This is a genomic window from Castellaniella denitrificans (assembly GCF_042653765.1).
Taxonomy (GTDB): domain Bacteria; phylum Pseudomonadota; class Gammaproteobacteria; order Burkholderiales; family Burkholderiaceae_B; genus Castellaniella; species Castellaniella denitrificans.
Window position 1 is genome coordinate 475,887 of record NZ_JBHSEZ010000028.1, and the last position, 22,470, is coordinate 498,356.

At 68.5% G+C, this 22,470-nt stretch carries 17 protein-coding genes and 1 pseudogene; 13 read left to right on the forward strand and 5 right to left on the reverse strand.

Annotated elements, in window-relative coordinates:
* Together ACFO27_RS14310 and ACFO27_RS14315 are read right to left on the reverse strand one after the other, a co-directional pair.
* A complete protein-coding gene (locus ACFO27_RS14310; RefSeq protein WP_376817929.1) occupies positions 1-624 on the reverse strand; it encodes a response regulator transcription factor in 624 nt (207 codons plus the stop codon).
* Positions 621-2,372, reverse strand: coding sequence for a PAS domain-containing sensor histidine kinase (locus tag ACFO27_RS14315; RefSeq protein ID WP_376817930.1), 1,752 nt, complete (start codon positions 2,370-2,372; stop codon positions 621-623). The genes ACFO27_RS14310 and ACFO27_RS14315 overlap by 4 nt, the downstream gene beginning before the upstream one ends.
* 340 nt (positions 2,373-2,712) lie before the next feature.
* Between ACFO27_RS14315 and aceE the strand changes: the two genes are divergently transcribed.
* The 7 genes from aceE (at position 2,713) to purF (ending at position 13,302) form a co-directional block, all read left to right on the forward strand.
* Entirely contained in the window at positions 2,713-5,421 is a 2,709-nt protein-coding gene (gene aceE, locus ACFO27_RS14320) for a pyruvate dehydrogenase (acetyl-transferring), homodimeric type (protein WP_376817931.1), read from the forward strand.
* Positions 5,422-5,435: 14 nt separating this feature from the next.
* Positions 5,436-7,109 (forward strand): dihydrolipoyllysine-residue acetyltransferase, encoded by a 1,674-nt coding sequence (gene aceF, locus ACFO27_RS14325; RefSeq protein ID WP_376817932.1) that lies wholly within the window; start codon positions 5,436-5,438, stop codon positions 7,107-7,109.
* Between the two features lie 10 nt (positions 7,110-7,119).
* A complete protein-coding gene (gene lpdA / locus ACFO27_RS14330) occupies positions 7,120-8,898 on the forward strand; it encodes a dihydrolipoyl dehydrogenase (RefSeq protein WP_376817933.1) in 1,779 nt (592 codons plus the stop codon).
* 96 nt (positions 8,899-8,994) lie between these two features.
* A complete protein-coding gene (gene folC, locus ACFO27_RS14335; RefSeq protein ID WP_376817934.1) occupies positions 8,995-10,407 on the forward strand; it encodes a bifunctional tetrahydrofolate synthase/dihydrofolate synthase in 1,413 nt (470 codons plus the stop codon).
* 130 nt (positions 10,408-10,537) lie between these two features.
* The gene (locus tag ACFO27_RS14340) at positions 10,538-11,299 is read left to right on the forward strand and encodes an SPOR domain-containing protein (RefSeq protein ID WP_376817935.1); all 762 of its coding nucleotides are present in this window, start codon (positions 10,538-10,540) and stop codon (positions 11,297-11,299) included.
* Positions 11,296-11,784, forward strand: coding sequence for a CvpA family protein (locus ACFO27_RS14345; RefSeq protein ID WP_323024272.1), 489 nt, complete (start codon positions 11,296-11,298; stop codon positions 11,782-11,784). The genes ACFO27_RS14340 and ACFO27_RS14345 overlap by 4 nt, the downstream gene beginning before the upstream one ends.
* Positions 11,785-11,799: 15 nt before the next feature.
* Complete coding sequence (gene purF / locus ACFO27_RS14350; protein ID WP_376817936.1) at positions 11,800-13,302, forward strand: amidophosphoribosyltransferase; 1,503 nt, start codon at positions 11,800-11,802, stop codon at positions 13,300-13,302.
* 90 nt (positions 13,303-13,392) lie between these two features.
* On the opposite strand, the gene ACFO27_RS14355 is transcribed toward purF, so the two are convergent.
* The 3 genes and pseudogenes from ACFO27_RS14355 to map form a co-directional block, all read right to left on the reverse strand.
* Positions 13,393-13,875: a disulfide bond formation protein B gene (locus tag ACFO27_RS14355; RefSeq protein WP_376818069.1), complete on the reverse strand. Its 483-nt coding sequence runs from the start codon at positions 13,873-13,875 to the stop codon at positions 13,393-13,395.
* A gap of 2 nt (positions 13,876-13,877) precedes the next feature.
* On the reverse strand, positions 13,878-16,517 hold the full coding sequence (locus ACFO27_RS14360; RefSeq protein ID WP_376817937.1) for a [protein-PII] uridylyltransferase: 2,640 nt from the start codon (positions 16,515-16,517) through the stop codon (positions 13,878-13,880).
* Positions 16,518-16,628: 111 nt separating this feature from the next.
* A pseudogene (map, locus tag ACFO27_RS14365) lies at positions 16,629-17,420 on the reverse strand (type I methionyl aminopeptidase); the annotation flags it as partial.
* A 220-nt stretch (positions 17,421-17,640) separates the two neighbouring features.
* Between map and rpsB the strand changes: the two are divergent.
* The 6 genes from rpsB (at position 17,641) to ACFO27_RS14395 (ending at position 22,452) form a co-directional block, all read left to right on the forward strand.
* Positions 17,641-18,393, forward strand: a complete 753-nt coding sequence (rpsB, locus tag ACFO27_RS14370) for a 30S ribosomal protein S2 (protein ID WP_323024275.1) — start codon at positions 17,641-17,643, stop codon at positions 18,391-18,393.
* A gap of 97 nt (positions 18,394-18,490) precedes the next feature.
* Complete coding sequence (tsf, locus tag ACFO27_RS14375) at positions 18,491-19,366, forward strand: translation elongation factor Ts (RefSeq protein WP_323024276.1); 876 nt, start codon at positions 18,491-18,493, stop codon at positions 19,364-19,366.
* A 136-nt stretch (positions 19,367-19,502) separates the two neighbouring features.
* Positions 19,503-20,219 (forward strand): UMP kinase, encoded by a 717-nt coding sequence (gene pyrH, locus ACFO27_RS14380; protein WP_323024277.1) that lies wholly within the window; start codon positions 19,503-19,505, stop codon positions 20,217-20,219.
* 8 nt (positions 20,220-20,227) lie between these two features.
* The gene (gene frr, locus ACFO27_RS14385; protein WP_323024278.1) at positions 20,228-20,788 is read left to right on the forward strand and encodes a ribosome recycling factor; all 561 of its coding nucleotides are present in this window, start codon (positions 20,228-20,230) and stop codon (positions 20,786-20,788) included.
* Positions 20,789-20,814: 26 nt separating this feature from the next.
* Positions 20,815-21,597 (forward strand): polyprenyl diphosphate synthase, encoded by a 783-nt coding sequence (gene uppS / locus ACFO27_RS14390; RefSeq protein ID WP_376817938.1) that lies wholly within the window; start codon positions 20,815-20,817, stop codon positions 21,595-21,597.
* Positions 21,598-21,609: 12 nt separating this feature from the next.
* The gene (locus tag ACFO27_RS14395) at positions 21,610-22,452 is read left to right on the forward strand and encodes a phosphatidate cytidylyltransferase (RefSeq protein ID WP_376817939.1); all 843 of its coding nucleotides are present in this window, start codon (positions 21,610-21,612) and stop codon (positions 22,450-22,452) included.
* Positions 22,453-22,470 lie beyond the last annotated feature (18 nt).

Genomic DNA, 22,470 nt, shown 5'->3' on the forward strand with positions numbered 1-22,470 from the left:
TCAGGCTTCCTCGGCGCGGGCCAGGGCGATCTTCATCAGATCCGCCACGGTGGTGACCTCGAGCTTTTCCATGATGTTGGTGCGATGCGCCTCGACGGTCTTGATGCTGATGTTCAGGTCGCCGGCGATCTGCTTGTTCAGGCGGCCGGCCACGATGCGTTCCAGCACCTGCTGCTCGCGGGCCGTCAGCCGGCCGAGCACGGCCTGCTGGTCGCGCTGGGCGTGGGCCTCGCGCACGCGCTCGCGGGCCTGTTCCAGCATGCCGGCCACCAGGGCGCGCAGATCGGCTTCGTTGAAGGGTTTTTCCAGGAAATCGACGGCGCCCTTCTTCATGGTGGAGACCGCCATCGGCACGTCCCCGTGGCCGGTGATGAAGACGATGGGCAGCGGCGCCTTGCGGGCGATGAGGGTTTCCTGCAGTTCCAGGCCGCTCATGCCGGGCATGCGGATGTCGGCGATCAGGACGCCGACCTGCTCGGGATCGTAGGCGGCGAGGAATTCCTCGGCGCCGGCGAAGCTGCGCACGGCGTAGCCGTTGGCTTCGAGCAGCCAGCGCAGGGAATCGCGGACCGCCTCGTCGTCGTCGACGATGTAGATGGTGCTGGGGATTTGGGTATCGCTCATGCGTGCTGTTCCTCCGTGATTGCCGTAGTCTGGGGATGCGGCGGGGCCTTGGGCAGGGTGAAGCGGAAGATCGTTCCGCCTTCCGGATTGGGGCTGGCCCACAGGCGCCCGTGGTGCGATTCGATGATGGTGCGGCAGATGTTCAGGCCCATGCCCAGGCCTTCGGACTTGGTGCTGTAGAAGGGCTCGAACAGCCGCTCGGGATTGCGCAGGCCGTGGCCGCGGTCGATGACGGCGATTTCGATCTGGGGATGCTGGTCGGTGATCCGGACGTGCAGGCTGCGGCATTCGCTGTGTTCCATGGCCTCGACGCCGTTCTTCAGCAGGTTCAGCAGCACCTGTTCGATGAGGATGGGATCGGCCAGCACTTCGGGCATGGGGTCGGGCAGGTTCTGGACGATCTCGATCTGGCGCTTGCGGGCGTCGATGTCGGCGAAGCCGACGGCGTTCTCGACGATGCGGCCCAGGCCCACGGCCTGGCGGCGCGGCTCGCTGCGCTTCACGAATTCGCGGATGCGGCTGATGATCTTGCCGGCGCGCTCGGCCTGCTGGGAGGCCTTTTCGAGGGCCTGGAGCAGGGATTCGGTCGAGGCCTTGCCCGACTTGATCATCGCCACGGCCGCCATATTGTAGTTGCTGATGGCCGTCAGCGGCTGGTTCAGCTCGTGCGCCAGGGACGAGGCCATTTCCCCCATCGTGGTCAGGCGGCTGGTGAGCTGGGCCTTTTCCTGCTGCACGCGGGATTCTTCCTCGTGCTTGCGGCGTTCGGTGATGTCGCGCGCCACCTGCAGGCGCACGCGGCGGGAATCGGTCCAGGCCAGCATCCGGTGGTGGACTTCGAACCAGCGCTGGGCCGTGGCCGAGAACAGTTCCATGGTCTCGTCGGTGAAGCGGCCCAGGCGCCCGCCCAGCAGTTCCGCGTGGCCGCCGGTCTGGGCGCCGAACAGGCGCCGGTAGGTGCGGTTGGCGAACAGCAGCTCCAGGCCCTCGGGGGTGTCGGCCACGACGGAGATCGCGTCGTCCAGCCCTTCGAGCACGGTCATGAAGCGCTCGTGCGCGGCGGTCAGGGCCTCGCGGATGCGCTTGGGCTCGGTGATGTCGGTCATGGAGGTCATCCAGCCGATCTGCTCTCCCTTGGGGTCGCGCAGGGGCGAGACGTACATGCGCGCGGTGAAGCGCGAGCCGTCGCGCCGCTGGGCCTCGATTTCCAGGCCGCTGCTGGGGGTGCGCCCCGACAGCAGCTGGGCCAGAGTTTCGCGGTGGTGATCGTGGCGTCCCGGCAGCCAGTAGGGGAAGGGGGCGGTGCGGCCGATCAGGTCGGCCTCGTTCCAGCCGATCATGCGGCAGAAGGCCGGATTCACGTAGGCGATGCGCCCCTGCATGTCGAACACGCGCATGCCCGTGGACATGGAGTTTTCCATGGCGCGGCGAAAGCCGGTCTCGGCGATCAGGGCGGCCTCGGCCTGGGTGCGGAAGCGCGTGTAGCGCCACAGCGCCAGCAGGCTGAACACGATCACCAGGGACAGGGCGAACACCACCATCATCAGCCGCTGCTGGCGGGTTTCCTGGTCGATGGTGACGAACATCACGCTGTCGCTCTGCAGGCGCTGCAGCCAGATGAAGGCGCCCATGACGCACAGATAGAGCACGAGCACGACCGCCGGCGTCAGCCAGTACAGACGTCGGCTGTGACGAGCGTGCTCGTAGAACGTCGTCGGAATCAGAGACTTGCGATTCGAGGAGGCCATGGGCGTGAGGGTATCGCGATTGCGCCATTTTAGACGTGAAAACCCCATTCAATTTTTCACATAATAAAAATACATATCATCTAATGAAATTTTGCTTGTGCTGGCGCGGGCTCTTTCCTAGAATGGCTGCAAGTGCCGGCTCCCGGGGCGCGTCCGCGTCCGGGGCTTCCGTTGCAGGGCCGCTGGCGCACCTCCCTCGCTTTTTACCGCCGGGCCGCCCCAAGGTAAAAACGGCCCCCTCGAAGGGCAGCAAGCCGAAGGCGCGGCGTGGGGGTATTTTTCATCAGGCTGGCGCGATGTGTGGTCGCGTCATCGAACCACACCACAGGAGACACACACCATGTCCTCTCTTGACCAAGTCCACGCGGCAGCGGCGGATGTCGATCAGCAGGAAACCCAGGAATGGATCGATGCGCTGGAAGCGGTGCTCGATCGGGAAGGCGCGGAACGCGCCCACTACCTGATCGAGCGGCTCATCGACCTGGCCCGCCGCAGCGGCGCCCACATTCCCTATTCGCTGAACACGGCGTATGTGAACACCATCCCCCCGGGGCTGGAGCCGCCGCATCCGGGCAACATGGTGCTCGAGGAACGCATCCGTTCCTACATCCGCTGGAACGCCATGGCGATGGTGGTCAAGGCCAACAAGGTCGAACCCGCCGACGGCGGCAGCCTGGGCGGCCACATCGCTTCCTTCGCCTCGCTGGCGACCATGATCGAGTGCGGCCAGAACCACTTCTGGCACGCCGAATCGCCCGACCACGGCGGCGACCTGGTGTATTTCCAGGGCCACTCGTCCCCGGGCATGTATGCGCGCGCCTTCCTCGAAGGCCGCCTGACCGAGGAAAACCTCAACTATTTCCGCCAGGAAGTGGGCGGCAAGGGCAAGGGGCTGTCCTCCTATCCGCACCCGAAGCTCATGCCCGGCTTCTGGCAGTTCTCGACGGTGTCCATGGGCCTGGGGCCGATGATGGCCATCTACCAGGCCCGTTTCCTGAAATACCTGCACGCCCGCGGACTGGCCGATACGGCCCAGCGCAAGGTCTGGGTCTTCGTGGGCGACGGCGAAATCGACGAACCCGAAACCCTGGCCGCCATCGGCCTGGCCTCGCGTGAAAAGCTCGACAACCTGATCTTCGTCGTCAACTGCAACCTGCAGCGCCTGGACGGCCCGGTGCGCGGCAACGGCAAGATCATCCAGGAGCTCGAAGGCGCCTTCCGCGGCAACGGCTGGAACGTGCTCAAGCTGATCTGGGGCGGCTACTGGGATCCCCTGTTCGCCCGCGACAAGGAAGGCATCCTGCGCCGCGTCATGGAAGAGACCGTGGACGGCGAATACCAGGCCTACAAGGCCAACGACGGCAAGTTCGTGCGCGAAAAATTCTTCGGCAAGCATCCGAAGCTGCTGGAGATGGTCAGCCGCATGAGCGACGAAGACGTCTGGCGCCTGAACCGGGGCGGCCACGATCCGCACAAGGTCTACGCGGCCTTCGCCGCCGCGGCCGGCCACAAGGGCCAGCCTTCGGTCATCCTGGCCAAGACCATCAAGGGCTACGGCATGGGCCAGGTCGGCCAGGCCAAGAACCCCACCCACCAGCAGAAGAAGCTGGACGTCGATTCGGTGCGCGAATTCCGCGACCGCTTCAACATCCCCATCCCCGACGACAAGCTCGAGGAAATCCCCTTCTTCAAGCCGGCGGAGGATTCCCCGGAAATGAAGTACCTGCACGAGCACCGCAAGGCGCTGGGCGGCTACCTGCCGCATCGCCGCCAGAAGGCCGACCAGTCCCTGCCGGTGCCTCCCCTGGAGGCCTTCAAGGCCGTGCTGGAGCCCACCGCCGAGGGCCGGGAAATCTCCACCACCCAGGCCTTCGTGCGGGTGCTGAACCAGATCCTGCGCGACAAGGACCTCGCCCCGCGCGTGGTGCCCATCCTGGTGGACGAGTCCCGCACCTTCGGCATGGAAGGCCTGTTCCGCCAGATCGGCATCTACGCCCCGGAAGGCCAGAAGTACGTGCCGGTGGACAAGGGCCAGGTGATGTACTACCGCGAGGCCGAGAACGGCCAGCTGCTGCAGGAAGGCATCAACGAGGCCGGCGGCTTCAGCTCGTGGATCGCGGCGGCGACGTCGTATTCCGTCAGCAACTGCATCATGATCCCGTTCTTCATCTATTACTCGATGTTCGGGTTCCAGCGCTTCGGCGACCACGCCTGGGCGGCGGGCGACATGCTGGCGCGCGGCTTCGTGCTGGGCGGCACGGCCGGCCGCACCACGCTGAACGGCGAAGGGCTGCAGCACGAGGACGGCCACAGCCACATCCAGGCTTCCCTGATCCCGAACTGCGTGGCCTACGATCCGGCCTTCGCCCACGAGGTCGCCGTCATCATCCGCAGCGGCCTGCAGCGCATGATGCATGACCAGGAAGACGTGTTCTTCTACATCACGGTCATGAACGAGAACTACGCCCAGCCGGGCCTGAAGGCCGGGGACGAGGAAGGCATCCTCAAGGGGATGTACAAGCTCCAGTCCAGCGCCAAGCCCGCCAAGCACCACGTCCAGCTGATGGGCTCGGGCACGATCCTGCGCGAAGTCCTGGCGGCCCAGGAACTGCTGGAAAAGGACTGGGGCGTGACCTCGGACGTCTGGAGCGTGACCAGCTTCACGGAACTGCGCCGCGACGGCCTGGATGCCGAGCGCCACAACCTGCTGCATCCGACCGAGCCGTCCCGGGAGGCCTACGTCACCCGCCAGCTCAAGGGCACCCAGGGTCCGATCATCGTCTCCACCGACTACATCAAGGCCTACGGCGACATGATCCGTCCGTTCGTGCCGGCCGGGCGCCCCCTCAAGGTCCTGGGGACCGACGGCTTCGGCCGCTCGGACTTCCGCTCCGAACTGCGCAAGCACTTCGAGATCGACCGCCACTTCGTGGTCCTGGCCGCCCTGCGCAGCCTGGCCGACGAGGGCGCCATCGACATCAAGAAATGCGCCGAGGCGATCGCCAAGTACGGCATCGATCCCGAGAAGGCCAATCCGCACCACGCCTGAGGAGGACGAACAACATGAGCAATATCGTGGAAATCAAGGTCCCCGACATCGGCGATTTCGACACGGTCGAAGTCATCGAGATCCTGGTGGCCGTGGGCGACGCGATCGAGGCCGAACAGAGCCTGATCACGGTCGAATCCGACAAGGCCTCCATGGAGATCCCGGCCTCGCAGGGCGGGGTGGTCAAGGCGGTAAAGGTCAAGCTGGGCGACAAGGTCAGCGAAGGCTCGGTCATCCTGGAGGTCGAGGCCTCCGGCGCTGCCGCCGCCGCCCCGGCCGCGTCCGCTGCGGCGGCCGCCCCGGCCCCCGCGGCCGCTCCCGCCCCGGCGCCGGCCGCCTCGGGCGGCGCGCAGTCCGTGGTCGTGCCCGACATCGGCGACTTCGACACGGTCGAAGTGATCGAGATCCTGGTCGCCGTGGGCGACACCATCCAGCCCGAACAGAGCCTGATCACCGTGGAGTCCGACAAGGCCTCCATGGAAATCCCGGCCTCGGTGGGCGGCGTGGTCAAGGAACTGAAGGTCAAGCTGGGCGACAAGGTTTCCCAGGGCACGGAAATCCTGGTGGTGGAAGCCGCCGGCGGCGCGCCCCAGGCCGCGGCTCCGGTTGCCGCCGCGCCGGTTCCCGCGCCCGCGGCGGCGCCCGCTCCCACGCCCGTCGCGGAAGCCCCCGCGCCCGCGGCGGCTCCGGCCGCGTCTTCCATGGCCTCCAGCGCGCCGGAGCGCACGTCGCCGACGGCGGCCTTCGCCGAAGCCGAGGTGCCGCTGCGCAATCTGCCGCACGCCTCGCCCTCGGTGCGCAAGTTCGCCCGCGAACTGGGCGTGAACCTGGCCCAGGTCACCGGCAGCGGTCCCAAGAACCGCATCGTCGCCGACGATGTGCGCGCCTACGTCAAGCAGGCCCTGTCCACCGGCGGCGCCAGCCCCGTGGGCTCGACCCTGCCGGCGGGCGGCGGCTTCAGCGTGCTGGGCTGGCCCAAGGTCGATTTCGCCAAGTTCGGCGAAATCCAGACCAAGCCGCTGTCGCGCATCAAGAAGATCTCCGGCGCCAACCTGCACCGCAACTGGGTCATGATCCCGCACGTCACCAACAACGACGTGGCCGACATCACCGATCTGGAAGCCCTGCGCCAGCAGCTGAACGCGGAGAACAAGAAGTCCGGCGCCAAGGTCACCATGCTGGCCTTCCTGATCAAGGCCGTGGTCGCCGCGCTGAAGAAATTCCCGGAATTCAACGCCTCGCTGGATGGCGACAACCTGGTGCTCAAGCACTACTTCCACATCGGCTTCGCGGCCGACACGCCCAACGGCCTGGTGGTTCCGGTGATCCGGGACGCCGACAAGAAGGGCGTGATGGAACTGGCGGCGGAAACCTCCGAGCTCGCCGGCCAGGCCCGCGAGGGCAAGCTCTCGCCCTCGCAGATGCAGGGCGGCTGCTTCTCGATCTCGTCCCTGGGCGGAATCGGCGGCACGGACTTCACGCCCATCATCAACGCGCCCGAAGTCGCCATCCTCGGCGTGTCGCGCTCGACCATGCAGCCGGTGTGGGACGGCAAGGCCTTCCAGCCGCGCCTGATGCTGCCGCTGTCGCTGTCCTACGATCACCGCGTGATCGACGGGGCCGCCGCCGCGCGCTTCAATGCCTACCTGGCTGGCCTGCTGGCGGACTTCCGCCGCATCATCCTGTAAGGGGGACGGCATGAGCATCGTCGATCTGAACGTCCCCGACATCGGCGACTTCGACTCGGTCGAAGTCATCGAGATCCTGGTCAAGGCGGGCGACACCATCCAGGCCGAACAGAGCCTGATCACCGTGGAATCCGACAAGGCCTCCATGGAGATCCCGGCCGAGCGGGGCGGGGTGGTGAAGGAAATCCTCGTCAAGCTGGGCGACAAGGTTTCCCAGGGCACGCCCGTGGTCCGCATCGAGGCCGCCGACGACGGCGCCGCCTCGGCGGCGCCGGCCGCCCCGGCCCAGGCGGCGCCCGCAGCCGCGCCCGCATCCGCCCCGGCCGCGGCTTCGGCGGCTTCGGCTCCGGCGCCCGCGCAGTTTTCCGGTGCGGCCGACGGCGAATACGACGTCCTGGTGCTGGGCGCGGGTCCCGGCGGCTACTCGGCCGCCTTCCGCGCCGCCGACCTGGGCCTGAAGGTCGTCCTGGTGGAACGCTACGCCACCCTGGGCGGGGTCTGCCTGAACGTCGGCTGCATCCCGTCCAAGGCCCTGCTGCACACCGTCGGCGTGCTGGAAGAGGCCAAGTCCCTGGCCGCCCACGGCATCGCCTTCGGCGAGCCGGCGATCGACCTGGACAAGCTGCGCGGCTACAAGGATTCCGTGGTGGGCAAGCTCACCGGCGGCCTGGCCGGCATGGCCAAGGCCCGCAAGGTCACGGTCATCCAGGGCGTGGGCACCTTCGCCGATCCGCACCACCTGACGGTGGCCAAGGCCGACGGCGGCCAGGCCACGGTCAAGTTCGCCTCGGCCATCATCGCCGCCGGCAGCCAGTCGGTGAAGCTGCCGTTCCTGCCGGACGATCCGCGCATCGTCGACTCCACCGGCGCGCTGGCCCTGAAATCGGTGCCCAAGCGCATGCTGATCGTCGGCGGCGGCATCATCGGCCTGGAAATGGGCACGGTCTATTCCGCGCTGGGCGCCCGCCTGGACGTGGTGGAAATGCTGCCCACCCTCATGACCGGCGCCGACCGCGACCTGGTCAAGGTCTGGGACAAGATGAACGCCAGGCGCTTCGACCACGTCATGCTCAACACCAGGACGGTCGCCGCCGAGGCCAAGGCGGACGGCATCTGGGTCACCTTCGAGGGCGAAGCCGCTCCCAAGGAACCCCAGCGCTACGACCTGGTGCTGCAGGCCGTCGGCCGTTCGCCCAATGGCAAGAAGATCGGCGCGGAAAATGCCGGCGTGGCGGTGTCCGACCGGGGCTTCATCGCCGTGGACAAACAGATGCGCACCAATGTGCCGCACATCTACGCCATCGGCGACATCGTGGGCCAGCCCATGCTGGCGCACAAGGCCGTCCACGAGGCCCACGTGGCCGCCGAGGTCATCGCCGGCCACAAGGCCTTCTTCGACGCGCGCGTGATCCCCTCGGTGGCCTACACGGATCCCGAGGTCGCCTGGGTCGGTCTGACCGAGGAAGCGGCCAGGAAGGACGGCATCGCCGTCAAGAAGGGCGTGTTCCCCTGGCAGGCCTCGGGCCGCGCCATCGCCAACGGCCGCGACGAGGGCTTCACCAAGCTGCTGTTCGACGCGGAAACCGGCCGCATCCTGGGCGGCGGGATCGTCGGCACCCACGCGGGCGATCTGATCAGCGAAGTCGCCCTGGCCATCGAGATGGGCGCGGATTCCGTGGACATCGGCAAGACCATCCACCCGCACCCGACGCTGGGCGAGTCGGTCGGCATGGCCGCCGAAGTCGCCGACGGCCACTGCACGGACGTGCCGCCCGCCAGGAAGAAGTAAGCAGTATCGTCACGCCGGGCAGGGATGTCCGGCGTGCCACCGGACGGCGGGTGCTAATATCGGCACCTGCCGTTTTTCATTGTCGAAGCCTCACTCATGTCCCTTTCCGCTCCCGCCCAGGGCGCCGCGCTCGCCGACTGGCTGGCCTACCTCGAGACCCTGCATCCGAAAACCATCGACCTGGGCCTGGACCGCATCCGCGCCGTGGCCGGCCGCCTGGCCCTGTCCCTGGACTGCGTCAAGATCACCGTGGCCGGCACCAACGGCAAGGGTTCCACCTGCGCGATGCTGGAATCCATCCTGCTCACCGCGGGCTACAAGGTCGGCAAATACACCTCGCCCCACCTGCTGCGCTTCAACGAGCGCATCTGCATCAACGGCGAGGAGGCCTCCGACGCGGACATCGTGGCGCAGCTCGAGCGCATCGAGGCCGCCCGGGACGGCGTCACCCTGACGTATTTCGAGATGACCACGCTGGCGGCCCTGCTGCTGTTCCAGGCCGCCCGGCTGGACGTCGTGGTGCTGGAAGTCGGCCTGGGCGGCCGGCTGGACGCGGTCAACCTGATCGACGCCGACTGCGCCATCCTGACCAGCGTGGACCTGGACCACATGCAATACCTGGGCGATACCCGCGAAGCGATCGGCCTGGAGAAGGCCCATGTCTTCCGGCCCGGCAGGCCCGCCATCTGCGCCGATCCCGTCCCGCCGCAGACCGTGATCGATCACGCCATGGCGATCGGCGCCGACCTGTGGCGCGTCGGGATCGACTTCAACTATTCCGGCGACCGCCAGCAATGGGCCTACGGCGGCCGCTCGCAGCGCCGCAACGCGCTGGGCTATCCCGCCCTGCGCGGCGCCAACCAGCTGCTGAACGCCTCGGCGGCCCTGGCGGCCCTGGAGGCCTTGCGCGACCGCCTGGTGGTCACCCAGCAGGACGTGCGCCAGGGCCTGCTGCACGTCAGCCTGCCGGGCCGCATGCAGATCCTGCCCGGCCTGCCCGCCACCATCCTGGACGTGGGGCACAATCCGCACGCGGCCTCGGCGCTGGGCCAGAACCTGGACAGCATGGGCCACTATCCGCATACCTACGCGGTGGTCGGCATGCTGCGCGACAAGGACATCGAAACCACGCTGTCGCGCCTGTCGCGGCGGGTGGACCGCTGGCTGTGCGCCACGCTGGGCGGGCCGCGCGGCACCACCGCGCAGGAACTGGCGGCCATCGTGCACCGCCTCTGCGGCGACCAGGCGCCCGTGGATCCCTTCATCGCCCAGACCAGCGAAATCGCCCGGCCCACGGGCGGGCACAAGCCCGGCGTGCGGGCCGCGCCCCGGCCCGCCGTGGCGGCCCGGGACGTCCAGGTTTCCACTTTTGACAGTCCGGAACAAGCCTTTGCCGAGGCCAGGAGACTGGCGACCGACAATGATAGAATCCTCGTGTTCGGATCGTTTGCCACGGTCGGTCCTGTGCTCGACGTCCTGCGCCGCGAAGGCAGGGATGTCCTGTCCTGATCGGGCCCGGGGGCCGGTCCGCCACTTTTGATGGGTTGGCTGCACGATGTTTTTTCGCAAGGGAACCGAAACGGGACAACGCGCTCCGGCACGATCCGCGGGAACCGAGGCCCAGCTCCGTGAACTGCGCGTGAAAGCCCGCCGCCGCCTGATCGGCGCCCTGGCGCTGGTGCTGGCGGCGTTCATCGTCGTGCCCTGGCTGTTCGACGAACCCGTCCCCGACGACACGCACGCTCCGATCGTGGTGCCGGCGCCGGTCGCCGGACTGCCTCCCGCCGCCGATCCTTCCGTCGCCCAGCCCGACACCGCCGCGGCCGGGGGCGCCGTCCAGAACGATCATCCGGCCGATGCGGCGCCCGCCGCCGGGACCGAGCCCGCCGAACCGGCGGAACCGTCCCAGGCGCCCGCCCAGGGCCAGCCGCCGGCCGCCGCCGTCGCGCCTGAACCGGCGCCCGCCGAACCACCGGCCCGCACCCAGCCCGAGCCTCCCCGCGAGAAGCCCGCCGAGCCCGCCCGGAGCGCCGAACGCCCGAACGCGGACAAACCCGCCAGCCGCGCCCCGGCCGACCGCACCGACGACGGTTCCGTCGCCCTGGCCCTGCTGGCCGGCAAGACGCCGCCCGCCGCCCGGTCCGAAGCCCGTCCCGCCGCCGGCGGGGGCCGTTACTATCTCCAGGTCGCCGCCTACACCACCGAGCAGGACGCCCAGGCGCGGCGCGACAGCCTGCGCCAGGCCGGCGTCACCGACGCCTACGTCGAGCGCGGCCAGTCCAACGGCCGCACCGTCTACCGGCTGCGGGTGGGACCCTTCGGTTCCCACGAGGCCGCCCAGGCGGCCCAGGCCCGGCTGCGGGCCCTGGGCTACCAGAACGGCCTGATCTCCGGCAAGTGACCAGCTTCGACTACTTCGTCCTGGCCGTCGTGGCCGTCTCGGCCCTGATCGGCCTGCTGCGCGGCTTCCTGCGCGAAGTCCTGTCGCTGGTCGCCTACGTCGCCGCCTTCGTGGCCGCCATCTGGTGGGGGCCGGCGGCGTCCGACTGGCTGCTGGGTCTGATCGACAACGGCCTGCTGCGCACACTGGCCGCCTATGGGGCGGTCTTCATCGTGGCGCTCCTGCTGGTCGGCCTGCTGAACATGGCGCTGGGCGCGCTGGTGGACCGCACCGGCCTGACGCCGGCCGATCACGGCCTGGGCGCGGTGTTCGGCGCGGTACGCGGCGTGGTGCTGGTCCTGGCCCTGGTGGGCCTGGCGGGCTACACTCAGCTCCCCCAGGAGCCCTGGTGGCGCGACGCGCGCACCTCCGCCGCCGCCGTCCGGGGCTTCCAACAGGTCAAATCGCTGCTGCCGACCCAGGTGGCGGAACTGCTTCCCTATTAGCCGGAATTCATCCTTATGTGCGGAATCGTAGGTGTGATGGGGCGCGGCCCCGTCAATCAACTGATCTATGACAGCCTGCTGCTGCTGCAGCACCGGGGCCAGGACGCGGCCGGCATCGCCACCGCGCACGACCAGTTCTTCAGCATGCACAAGGCCCACGGCCTGGTGCGCGACGTGTTCCGCACGCGCAACATGCGGGCGCTGCCGGGCAACAGCGGGGTGGGGCAGGTGCGCTACCCCACGGCGGGCTCCAGCGCCAGCGTCGACGAGGCCCAGCCTTTCTACGTGAACGCGCCGTTCGGCATCACCTTCGTGCACAACGGCAACCTGACCAACTGGCGCGAACTGCGCGAGTCCCTGTTCAAGCACGACCGGCGCCATATCAACACCAATTCCGATTCCGAAGTCCTGCTCAACGTCTTCGCCCACGAACTGCAGCAGGCGTCCGACGGGGTCACCTTGGACGCGCACGCCGTGTTCCAGGCCGTGCGCGCGGTGCACCGGCGCGCCAAGGGCGCCTATGCCGTCATCGCCAGCATCAGCAGCTTCGGCCTGGTGGCCTTCCGCGATCCGCACGGCATCCGGCCCCTGTGCCTGGGCCGCCACGACACGGAATCCGGTCCCGAATGGATGCTGGCCTCCGAATCCGTGGCGCTGACCGGCAGCGGCTTTTCCCTGGTGCGCGACATCGCGCCCGGCGAGGCCGTCGTGATCACCGAGGACGGTGAACTGAGCGCCGAGGCCTGCGCCGATCCCGGACTGGAACACACGCCCTGTGTCTTCGAGTATGTCTATTTCGCCCGGCCGGACTCCGTGATGGACGGGGTCTCGATCTACGACGCGCGCCTGCACATGGGCGAATACCTGGCGGACAAGGTCGCCAAGTCGCTGCGCCTGGGCGACGTGGACGTGGTCATGCCGATCCCCGATTCCTCGCGGCCGTCGGCCATGCAGCTGGCCGCGCGCCTGGGCCTGAACTACCGCGAGGGCTTCATCAAGAACCGCTACGTGGGCCGCACCTTCATCATGCCCGGCCAGGCCGTACGCAAGAAATCCGTGCGCCAGAAGCTGAGCGCCATCGACATGGAATTCCGCGGCAAGAACGTCCTGCTGGTCGACGACTCCATCGTGCGCGGCACCACCAGCCGCGAAATCGTCGACATGGCCCGGGCGGCGGGCGCGAACAAGGTCTTCTTCGCCTCGGCGGCGCCGGCGGTCCGCTATCCGAACGTCTACGGCATCGACATGCCGACCCAGGCCGAACTGATCGCCACGGGGCGGGACGAGGCGCAGATCGCCCGCGAGATCGGCGCCGACGGCCTGGTCTACCAGGACCTGGACGACCTGGAGCAATCCCTGCGCGACCTGAACCCGGCCATGCGGTCCTTCGAGTCGTCCTGCTTCAACGGCCGCTACGTCACCGGCGACATCGACGACGCCTACCTGGAGCGCCTCAGCCGCACCCGGGGCCTGCCGCAGCGCTCCGGCGCCATGGCGGCGGCCGAGGACGAGAGCTGACACGGGACGGTCCCTGCGGACTGTCCCGCGCGGATCGAATCCGGGCGGCCTGCAAGCCGCGAGGTGGAGAGCCGCAGTACCGCCCGGGGTTCAGGTCCGGGCGGCGCGTCGCAACGCGGCCAGCGCCAGCACGGCGCAGACGATGAACAGCATCAATCCCCACAGCGCGTATTCCACGCCCAGCAGGTCGACGCGGGCGTCCATGCAGCTCGCGTAGATGCCGAACAGCCAGGGCAGGGCGGCGTCCAGCCCCGAGGCCGAGATGAAGCGGTCGGCGAAGGTCTGGGCGCAGGACAGCATCTGCGAGGCCACGCTGTGCTGGTACCAGGCGGCCACGATGCCGCTCGCCGCCAGGACGGCGGCCAGGGCCGCGCCGATGCGGCGCACGAGGACGGACCCCCAGCCCATGCTCGCCAGCCCGCAGACGGCGGCGATGGCCAGCAGGATCAGGCGCTGCAGCACGCACCAGGCGCAGGGCTTCATGTCGAACGCGTATTGCGAGATCAGGGCGACGCCCACGGCGGCCAGGCACAGCAGGGCGACGAGGCGCAGGAGACGGTCGGAGCGGGTCAGGGTCATGGCGAAGTCGAGGTCGGGTTCGTCGAAGGGAAGGAAAGGGATGTGTCGGCCGCCGCGCCCAGCGCTTCCAGCACCTGGCGTTCGAACTGCATCTGGCCGCGGGGATGCTCCAGGCCGGGGCCGTCGAGGACGAAGATGTCCTCCACGCGGTCGCCCAGGGTCATGATCTTGGCCATTCTCAGGCCGACGTCGTGGCGGGCGAACACCCGGGCCAGGTCGTGCAGCAGGCCGACGCGGTCGGCCGCCGTGACCGACAGCCGCCAGTTGCCGCCCTGTTCGTCGGGCTGCAGCGTGACGCTGGGCATGATCGGAAAGGCCCGGGAACGGCGCGATCCGGGATGCGGCGCCGTGGCGTCCCGGCGCGCGGCCGGGCCGCCGTTCAGCGCGGCGCGCAGCTCGTGCTCGATCAGGGCGGCGCAGGAGCGGAAGTCCCGGTCGTGCTCGGACAGCAGCACGATGAAGCTGTCCAGCGCCCAGCCCTGGCGCGTGGTGTGGATGCGGGCGTCCTGGATGCTCAGGCCGTGGCGGTCGAAATAGGTGCAGATGTCCATGAACAGGTCCGGCCGGTCGGGCGCGTAGGCCAGGATCTGCAGGGCCTCGCTCTGGCCCAGGACGCGGGCGCGCACGACCGGATCCGGTCCCTGGAAGCAATGGTACAGGTGCCGCGTGTGCCAGGCGATCTCGTTGGCGTCGTGGCGCAGGAAATAGGCCACGTCCAGCTGCGACCAGAAGGCTTCGCGGCTGTCGTCGCGCAGCCCCATCCGGCGGATTTCGGCGGCGGCGGCGTCCTTGCGCAAGGCCAGGATGGTCCGGGTATCGGGCTGCTCGCCCCCGAGGGCGGCGAGCGTGCGGTGGTACAGGTCCTCCAGCAGCTTGCCCTTCCAGGTGTTCCAGACCTTGGGGCTGGTGCCGCGGATGTCGGCCACCGTCAGCAGGTACAGGGCGGCCAGCCGGCGCCGGGATCCGACCCGGGCGGCGAATTCGTGGATCACCCGGGGGTCGCTCAGGTCGCGCTTCTGGGCCACCTGGGACAGGGTCAGGTGCTCGCGCACCAGGAAGTCCAGCAGATCGACGGACTCGCGCGGCAGCTCGTGGCGGCGGGCGAAGCGGCGCACCTCGGCGGCGCCCAGCTGCGAATGGTCGCCGCCGCGTCCCTTGGCGATGTCGTGGAACAGGGCCGCCACGTACAGCAGCCAGTGATCGTCCAGGTCGGCGATCAGCTGGCTGGCGAGCGGATATTCCTGGGCGTGCTCCGGCATGGTGAAGCGGCGCAGGTTGCGGATCACCATCAGGATGTGCTGGTCCACGGTGTAGGCGTGGAACAGATCGTGCTGCATCTGGCCGACGATGCGCCGGAACGCGGGCAGGTAGCGCGGCAGGATGTTCCACATCGTCATGTCGCGCAGCGCGTGGACGATGCCGCGCGGCTGGCGCAGGATCTGCAGGAACAGGCGGCGGTTGGCCGGGTCGTCGCGGAACGCCCGGTCGATGCGGTGGCGGGCGTGCCACATGGCGCGCAGGGTCCCGGCCGCCATGCCCTGCAGTTCCGGATGCTGCTGCGTGACCAGGAACACCTTCAGCAGCAGGCTGGGCGCGCGCTCGAAGGCATCCTCGCGGACCAGGGCCAGCCGTTCGCGGCGGATGCAGAAATCCTCGTCGAGGGCGACCGTCTCGTCCTGCGGGCGGGGAAACAGGCGTTCCTCCAGCGCCAGCATCAGCAGCCGGTTGACCTGGCAGACCACGCGGGCGGCCCAGTAGTAGCGCTGCATCAGTAGTTCGCCGGCGCGCCGGTGCGGCTGGTCGACGAAACCGTAGACCCGCGCCAGGCGCGGCTGCAGGTCGAACAGCACGCGGTCCTCGCGGCGTCCGGCCAGCAGGTGCAGCTCGATGCGCAGGCGCTTGAAGGCCAGTTCCGCCCGCCGCAGGGCGCGGAACTCGGCCGAGGTCAGCAGGTCGGTGCGCGCCACCGCGCTCCAGGTCGTGCCCAGGCCGGCCGCGCGCGCCAGCCACAGCAGCACCTGCAGGTCGCGCAGGCCGCCGGGGGCTTCCTTGCAATTGGGCTCCAGCGCATAGGGCGTGTCCTGGTGGCGCGCGTGGCGCTGCTGCATTTCGGTGCGCTTGGCCAGGTAGAAATCCCGGGGATTCAGGTCCTGCCGCATGCGCTCGCGGAAGCGCTGGAACAGCGCCCGGCCGCCGGCCAGCCAGCGGGCCTCCAGCAGGGAGGTCTGGACGGTGATGTCGGCGGCGGCCTCGTGCCGGCATTGCTCCAGGGTGCGCACGCTCAGGCCCGGTTCCAGCCCGATGTCCCACAGGGCGGCGACCAGGGCCTCGATGCGTTCGCGTGCGGCGGCGTCCGGGGCGCGTTCGAGCAGGATCAGGATGTCTAGGTCCGAGCCGGGATAGAGCTCGCCCCGCCCGTAGCCCCCGACGGCGGCCGCGCAGGCGCCCGCCGGCAGCGGGTGGATCTTCAGCAGGCCGCGCAGCGTGTCGTCGGCGATGCGCCGCAGGGCGGACAGCAGCGTGTCGGGCCGCAGGTGCGCGCGCCAGGCCTGGATGGCCTCGTCCCGGCGCGCCTGCATCCGGGCGCGCAGTTCGGCCAGGACGGGGCGGTGCGCGTCGGCGCTCTTCTGGTTCATGGCGCCCTCTGGCGCCTACGCGCTCCCCACCTCGCGGCCTGCATGCCGCTCGGATTCGGCAGGCGTGGGGCAGTCCGCAAGGACTGTCCCGCGTCCAGCCCCATCCTTGGCAAAGGCGGGGGGCGCCGGCATGCCGGGCGACACCGTCAGCACCTCGTAGCCGTCGTCGGTCACCAGGATGCTGTGTTCCCACTGGGCCGAGAGGCTGTGGTCGCGCGTGACGACCGTCCACTGGTCGGCCAGGGTACGGATTTCGCGGCGGCCGGCGTTGATCATGGGCTCGATCGTGAAGATCATGCCGGGTTCCAGGCGCACGCCCGTGCCGGGCTTGCCGTAGTGCAGCACCTGGGGATCCTGGTGGAAGCGCCGCCCGACGCCGTGGCCGCAGTATTCGCGCACCACGGAAAAGCCCGCGCCCTCGGCGTGCTTCTGGATGGCGTGGCCGATGTCGCCCAAGGTGGCGCCCGGGCGGACCTGCTCGATGCCCAGCCACATGCATTCGTAGGTGGTGTCGATCAGGCGCCGGGCCAGGATCGGGGGCTCGCCCACGCAGTACATGCGGCTGGTGTCGCCGAACCAGCCGTCCTTGATGATGGTGACGTCGATGTTCATGATGTCGCCGTTCTTCAGGACCTTGTCGCCGGGGATGCCGTGGCAGATGACGTGGTTGACCGAGGTGCAGATGGAGGCGGGGAAGGGCGGATAGCCCGGGGGCGCGTAGCCCACGGTGGCCGACTTCACCTGCAGCGTGTTGGTGATGTAGTCCATGCACAGGCGGTCGAGTTCCCCCGTCGTGACCCCGGCGCGCACGTGCGGTTCGAGGTAGTCCAGTACGCTGGCGGCGGCCTGGCAGGCGGCGCGCATCTGGTCGAGTTCGTGGGGGTCGGTGATGACTTGGCTCATGAGGGTGCTTGCTGTGTGGACGAGATGAATAGTAGAATTATAGGCTTAGCTGTAAATAGCGTGCCTGGCCGCCCAAGGGTGCGCGGCTTGCATGGCGATGCAGAATGTTCGAAAAGCAATGCGTTCTGAATGCAACGCGGTTGTTTGAAGATTCAGCCTTCGCTCATGTTAGTCCCGGATACTGGCCAGGTACAAGACCAAACCCTCTCGGAGAATTTTCATGTCGCTCATGCGCGAAATGCTGGAAGCCGGTGTGCATTTTGGCCACCAGACCCGTTACTGGAACCCGAAGATGGCCGAATACATCTTCGGCCAGCGCAACAAGATCCACATCGTCAACCTGGAACGCACGGTTGAAAAATACCTGGAAGCCAGCCAGTTCGTGCGCCAGGTCGCCGCGCGCGGCGGCAACGTGCTGTTCGTCGGCACCAAGCGCTCCGCTCGTGAGTTGATCGCCGCCGAAGCCCAGCGCTGCGGCATGCCCTACGTCGACAGCCGCTGGCTGGGCGGCATGATGACCAACTTCAAGACGGTCAAGACCTCGATCAAGCGCCTGAAGGACATGGAAGCCCAGCAGGCCGAAGGCGCCACCGAGCACATGAGCAAGAAGGAAGCGCTCATGTTCGCGCGCGAAATGGACAAGCTCAACAAGTCCATCGGCGGCATCAAGGACATGAACACGCTGCCCGACGCGCTGTTCGTGATCGACGTGGGCTACCACAAGATCGCCGTGGCCGAAGCCCGCACCCTGGGCATCCCGGTGGTCGGCGTGGTCGACACCAACCACTCGCCCGAAGGCATCGATCACGTCATCCCGGGCAACGACGACTCCTCCAAGGCCATCGCCCTGTACGCCCGCGGCATGGCCGACGCCGTGCTGGCCGGCCGCGAACAGAGCCTCAACGGCCTGGTCGAGGAACTGGCCGAAGGCGAGGAATTCATCGAGGTCGAGCAGGATCAGGATCAGGAATAACTTCCTGCCTTCCGCCGTCACGGCCGCCGCCGACGGGCGGCGGACTCGTCGCGCGCCGCCCGTCGGCGCGCGCATTGATTGAACAGGAGAGAACATAATGGCTCAAATCACCGCCGCCATGGTCAAGGAACTGCGCGAAAAGACCGACGCGCCCATGATGGAATGCAAGAAGGCCCTGACCGAGGCCGAGGGCGACCTGGCCCGCGCCGAGGAACTGCTGCGCGTCAAGCTGGGCAGCAAGGCCTCCAAGGCCGCCAGCCGCATCACGGCCGAAGGCCTGGTCGGCCTGCACATCGCCGCCGACGGCAAGAGCGGCGCGCTGGTCGAAGTCAACTGCGAAACCGACTTCGTCGCCAAGAACGACGATTTCATCGCCTTCGTCAACGACCTGGCCCGCATCGCCGCCGAACGCAATCCGGCCGACCTGGCCGCCCTGAACGCCTGCGCCATGGGTGACGGCACCGTCGAATCCGTGCGCGCCGCGCTGGTGGGCAAGATCGGCGAAAACATGTCGGTGCGCCGCTTCCAGCGCTTCGACACCGTGGATGGCCTGAACAGCTACGTGCACGGCGGACGCATCGGCGTGCTGGTGGACTTCGCCGGCGCCGAGGAAGTCGGCAAGGACCTGGCCATGCACATCGCCGCGACCAAGCCCCGCGCCCTGAGCGCGGACGGCGTGGATCCCGCCCTGATCGCCGCCGAACGCTCCGTGGCCGAACAGAAGGCCGCCGAATCCGGCAAGCCGGCCGAAATCGTCGCCAAGATGGTCGAAGGCTCCGTGCAGAAGTTCCTGAAAGAAGTCACGCTGCTGTCGCAGCCCTTCGTCAAGAACGACAAGCAGACCGTCGAGCAGATGCTCAAGGAAAAGGGCGCCCGCATCAACCGCTACGCGCTGTTCGTGGTGGGCGAAGGCATCGAGAAGAAGTCCGAGGACTTCGCCGCGGAAGTCGCCGCCGCCGCCAGCGGTTCCTGATTCCGGCCGATTTCGATTTCAGGTACGATGGCATCGCGCCGGACGCGCGATGCCTGTTCGCATCCGCGTCCGGGAGCCGCATCCCGGCATCCGTACCGTTTTATGCTTCGATCATTTATCCATCCAGGAATCCTGCATGTCCACTCCTGCCTACAAGCGCGTTCTCCTGAAACTCTCGGGTGAGGCTCTGATGGGCGGCGATGCCTTCGGCATCAACCGCGCGACCATACTTCGCATGACCGAGGAGATCCACGGCGTCGTGTCCCTCGGGGTGCAACTGGCCGTGGTGATCGGCGGGGGCAACATCTTCCGCGGCGTGGCGCCGGGCGCCCAGGGCATGGACCGGGCCACGGCCGACTACATGGGCATGCTGGCCACCGTCATGAACGGCCTGGCGCTGCAGGACGCCCTGAAGAACCACGGCGTCGACACCCGGGTGCAGTCGGCCCTGAACATCGACCAGGTCGTCGAGCGCTACATCCGTCCCAAGGCCCTGCGCTACCTCGAAGAAGGCAAGGTCGTCGTCTTCGCGGCCGGCACCGGCAATCCCTTCTTCACCACCGACACGGCCGCCGCGCTGCGCGGGGCCGAGATCGGCGCCGAAGTCGTGCTCAAGGCCACCAAGGTCGACGGCATCTACAGCGCCGACCCCAACAAGGACCCCAACGCCACGCGCTACTCGCGCATCAGCTTCGACGAAGCCATCGTGCGCCGCCTCGAAGTCATGGACGCCACGGCCTTCGCGCTGTGCCGCGACCAGAAACTGCCGATCAAGGTCTTTTCGATCAACAAACCGGGAGCCCTCCGGCGCGTCGTCTGCGGCGAGGACGAAGGCACCCTGGTTCAGGTATAGGAATCCTCATGAGCCTTTCCGACATTCGCCGCTCGGCCGACGAGCGCATGGGCAAATCCATCGAAGCCCTGAAAGCCAGCCTGGCCAAGATCCGCACGGGCCGCGCCCACGCCGGCATCCTGGATCACGTGCACGTCGAATACTACGGCTCCCCCGTGCCGGTGGGCCAGGTCGCCAACGTGACCGTGATCGACGCCCGCACCCTCAGCGTGCAGGTCTGGGAAAAGACGATGGCGGGTCCGGTCGAGAAGGCCATCCGCGAATCCGACCTGGGGCTGAACCCCATCGCCATGGGCGACAACATCCGCGTGCCGATGCCGGCCCTGACGGAAGAGCGCCGCCGCGACCTGACCAAGGTCGTGCGGGGCGAGGGCGAGGACGCCAAGGTCGCGGTGCGCAATCTGCGCCGCGAGGCCAACGAGACCCTGAAGAAGCTGCTCAAGGACAAGGAAATCTCGGAAGACGAGGACCGCCGCGGCCAGGACGAAGTGCAAAAGCTCACCGACCGCTACGTGGCCGAAATCGACAAGCTCGTCACCCAGAAAGAAGCCGAGATCATGACGGTCTAGCCGCCAGCCGCGCGACGCTCCGGCGTATGACCGACACGCTTTCTTCCACGCTGGCCATTCCCGAGACCGGGGACGTGCCCCGGCATGTCGCCATCATCATGGATGGCAATGGCCGCTGGGCGACCCGGCGGATGCTGCCCCGCACCGCGGGGCACGTGCGCGGCGTCCAGGCCGTGCGCCGCATCGTCGAGGCCTGCGGCCATCGGGGCGTGCGCTACCTGACGCTGTTCGCCTTCAGCTCCGAGAACTGGCGCCGGCCGGCCCAGGAAGTCTCCCTGCTGATGCGCCTGTTCGTGCGCACCCTGGAAAAAGAAGTCGACCGCCTGGAAGCCCAGGGCGTGCGCCTGCGCGTGGTGGGCGACCTGTCGGCCTTCGACCCGCACCTGCGCGGCCTGATCGAGGCCGCCGAGCGGCGCACCGCCGGGCAGTCGGCCCTGACGCTGACCATCGCCGCCAACTACGGCGGCCGCTGGGACATCCTGCAGGCCGCCAGGGCCCTGCTGGCCGACCGGCCTGATCTCGCCGCCCACCCCGAGGCCCTGGACGAGGCCGCCCTGACGCCCTGGCTGGCCATGGCCTACGCGCCCGAGCCCGACCTGTTCATCCGCACCGGCGGGGAGCAGCGCATTTCCAATTTCATGATCTGGCAGCTGGCCTATACTGAACTGTATTTCACCGACTGCTGGTGGCCGGACTTCGACGCCGCGCAGCTCGACCAGGCCTTCGAGTGGTACCGGGGCCGCGAACGGCGCTTCGGCCGCACCAGCGCCCAGCTGCGTGACGCCTTGAATAGTGCAAACAGGCCCTGACAGGAATCCTTCATGCTGCGCCAGCGCATCCTCACCGCCATCGTCCTGCTGCTGATCGTGGGGGCCGCCGTGACCGCCCCCACGCCCTGGCCGATGCTGGCCCTGCTGGGCCTGATGACCGGCTGCGCGCTGTGGGAATGGCTGAGGCTGGTGCAGGATGGCGCCGCCGCGCGCTGGGGCGGAGCGATCCTGGCGGTCCTGGCGCTGGTGCCGATGTCGCGCCTGCTGGCCGACGGCCAGCCGGCCCTGGAAACCGCCTTCGGATCCTTCCTGCTGCCGCTGGCGGTGCTGTTCTGGCTGACCGTCGCCCCCGCCGCGGTGGCGCGCGCCCGGGTGCCGGCCGCCTGCCGGCCCGGCGTGCTGGCCCTGGCCGGGTTCCTGGTCCTGGCCGCGACCTGGTACGCGCTGGCCTGGGTCTTCCTGCGCCACGGCGCGGCGGCGCTGATCAGCCTGTGGGCGCTGATCTGGGCCGCCGACATCGCCGCCTATTTCACCGGCCGCAGCCTGGGGCGCCACAAGCTCGCGCCGCGCGTCAGCCCCGGCAAGACGCTCGAAGGCGCGGCCGGCGGTATCCTGGCGGCCACCGCGTGGCTGGTCGCCACGGCCCTGTGGTGGCCGGACAGCTTCGGGGCGCTGCTGCTGGCGCGCATCGGCTGGGCGGGCCTGGTCCTGGCCGGCGTGGCACTGGCGGCCTGGTCCATCGTCGGCGACCTGTTCGAGTCGCTGCTCAAGCGCCGCGCCGGGGTCAAGGATTCCAGCCAGCTGCTGCCGGGCCACGGCGGCGTGTACGACCGCATCGACGCGGTGCTGCCGGTGGCGCCGGCCGCCGCGCTGCTGCTGATGGCCGGGTTCTGATCCGGCCCTCCTTCATTC

What these genes read in the sequence shown, in the direction of transcription:
- tsf (WP_323024276.1), top strand. Translation starts at nt 18,491, where the DNA reads ATGGCTCAAATCACCGCCGCCATGGTCAAGGAACTGCGCGAAAAGACC.
- ACFO27_RS14315 (WP_376817930.1), bottom strand. Translation starts at nt 2,372, where the DNA reads ATGGCCTCCTCGAATCGCAAGTCTCTGATTCCGACGACGTTCTACGAG.
- ACFO27_RS14360 (WP_376817937.1), bottom strand. Translation starts at nt 16,517, where the DNA reads ATGAACCAGAAGAGCGCCGACGCGCACCGCCCCGTCCTGGCCGAACTG.
- folC (WP_376817934.1), top strand. Translation starts at nt 8,995, where the DNA reads ATGTCCCTTTCCGCTCCCGCCCAGGGCGCCGCGCTCGCCGACTGGCTG.
- purF (WP_376817936.1), top strand. Translation starts at nt 11,800, where the DNA reads ATGTGCGGAATCGTAGGTGTGATGGGGCGCGGCCCCGTCAATCAACTG.
- lpdA (WP_376817933.1), top strand. Translation starts at nt 7,120, where the DNA reads ATGAGCATCGTCGATCTGAACGTCCCCGACATCGGCGACTTCGACTCG.
- rpsB (WP_323024275.1), top strand. Translation starts at nt 17,641, where the DNA reads ATGTCGCTCATGCGCGAAATGCTGGAAGCCGGTGTGCATTTTGGCCAC.
- uppS (WP_376817938.1), top strand. Translation starts at nt 20,815, where the DNA reads ATGACCGACACGCTTTCTTCCACGCTGGCCATTCCCGAGACCGGGGAC.
- frr (WP_323024278.1), top strand. Translation starts at nt 20,228, where the DNA reads ATGAGCCTTTCCGACATTCGCCGCTCGGCCGACGAGCGCATGGGCAAA.
- ACFO27_RS14310 (WP_376817929.1), bottom strand. Translation starts at nt 624, where the DNA reads ATGAGCGATACCCAAATCCCCAGCACCATCTACATCGTCGACGACGAC.
- pyrH (WP_323024277.1), top strand. Translation starts at nt 19,503, where the DNA reads ATGTCCACTCCTGCCTACAAGCGCGTTCTCCTGAAACTCTCGGGTGAG.
- aceE (WP_376817931.1), top strand. Translation starts at nt 2,713, where the DNA reads ATGTCCTCTCTTGACCAAGTCCACGCGGCAGCGGCGGATGTCGATCAG.
- ACFO27_RS14395 (WP_376817939.1), top strand. Translation starts at nt 21,610, where the DNA reads ATGCTGCGCCAGCGCATCCTCACCGCCATCGTCCTGCTGCTGATCGTG.
- aceF (WP_376817932.1), top strand. Translation starts at nt 5,436, where the DNA reads ATGAGCAATATCGTGGAAATCAAGGTCCCCGACATCGGCGATTTCGAC.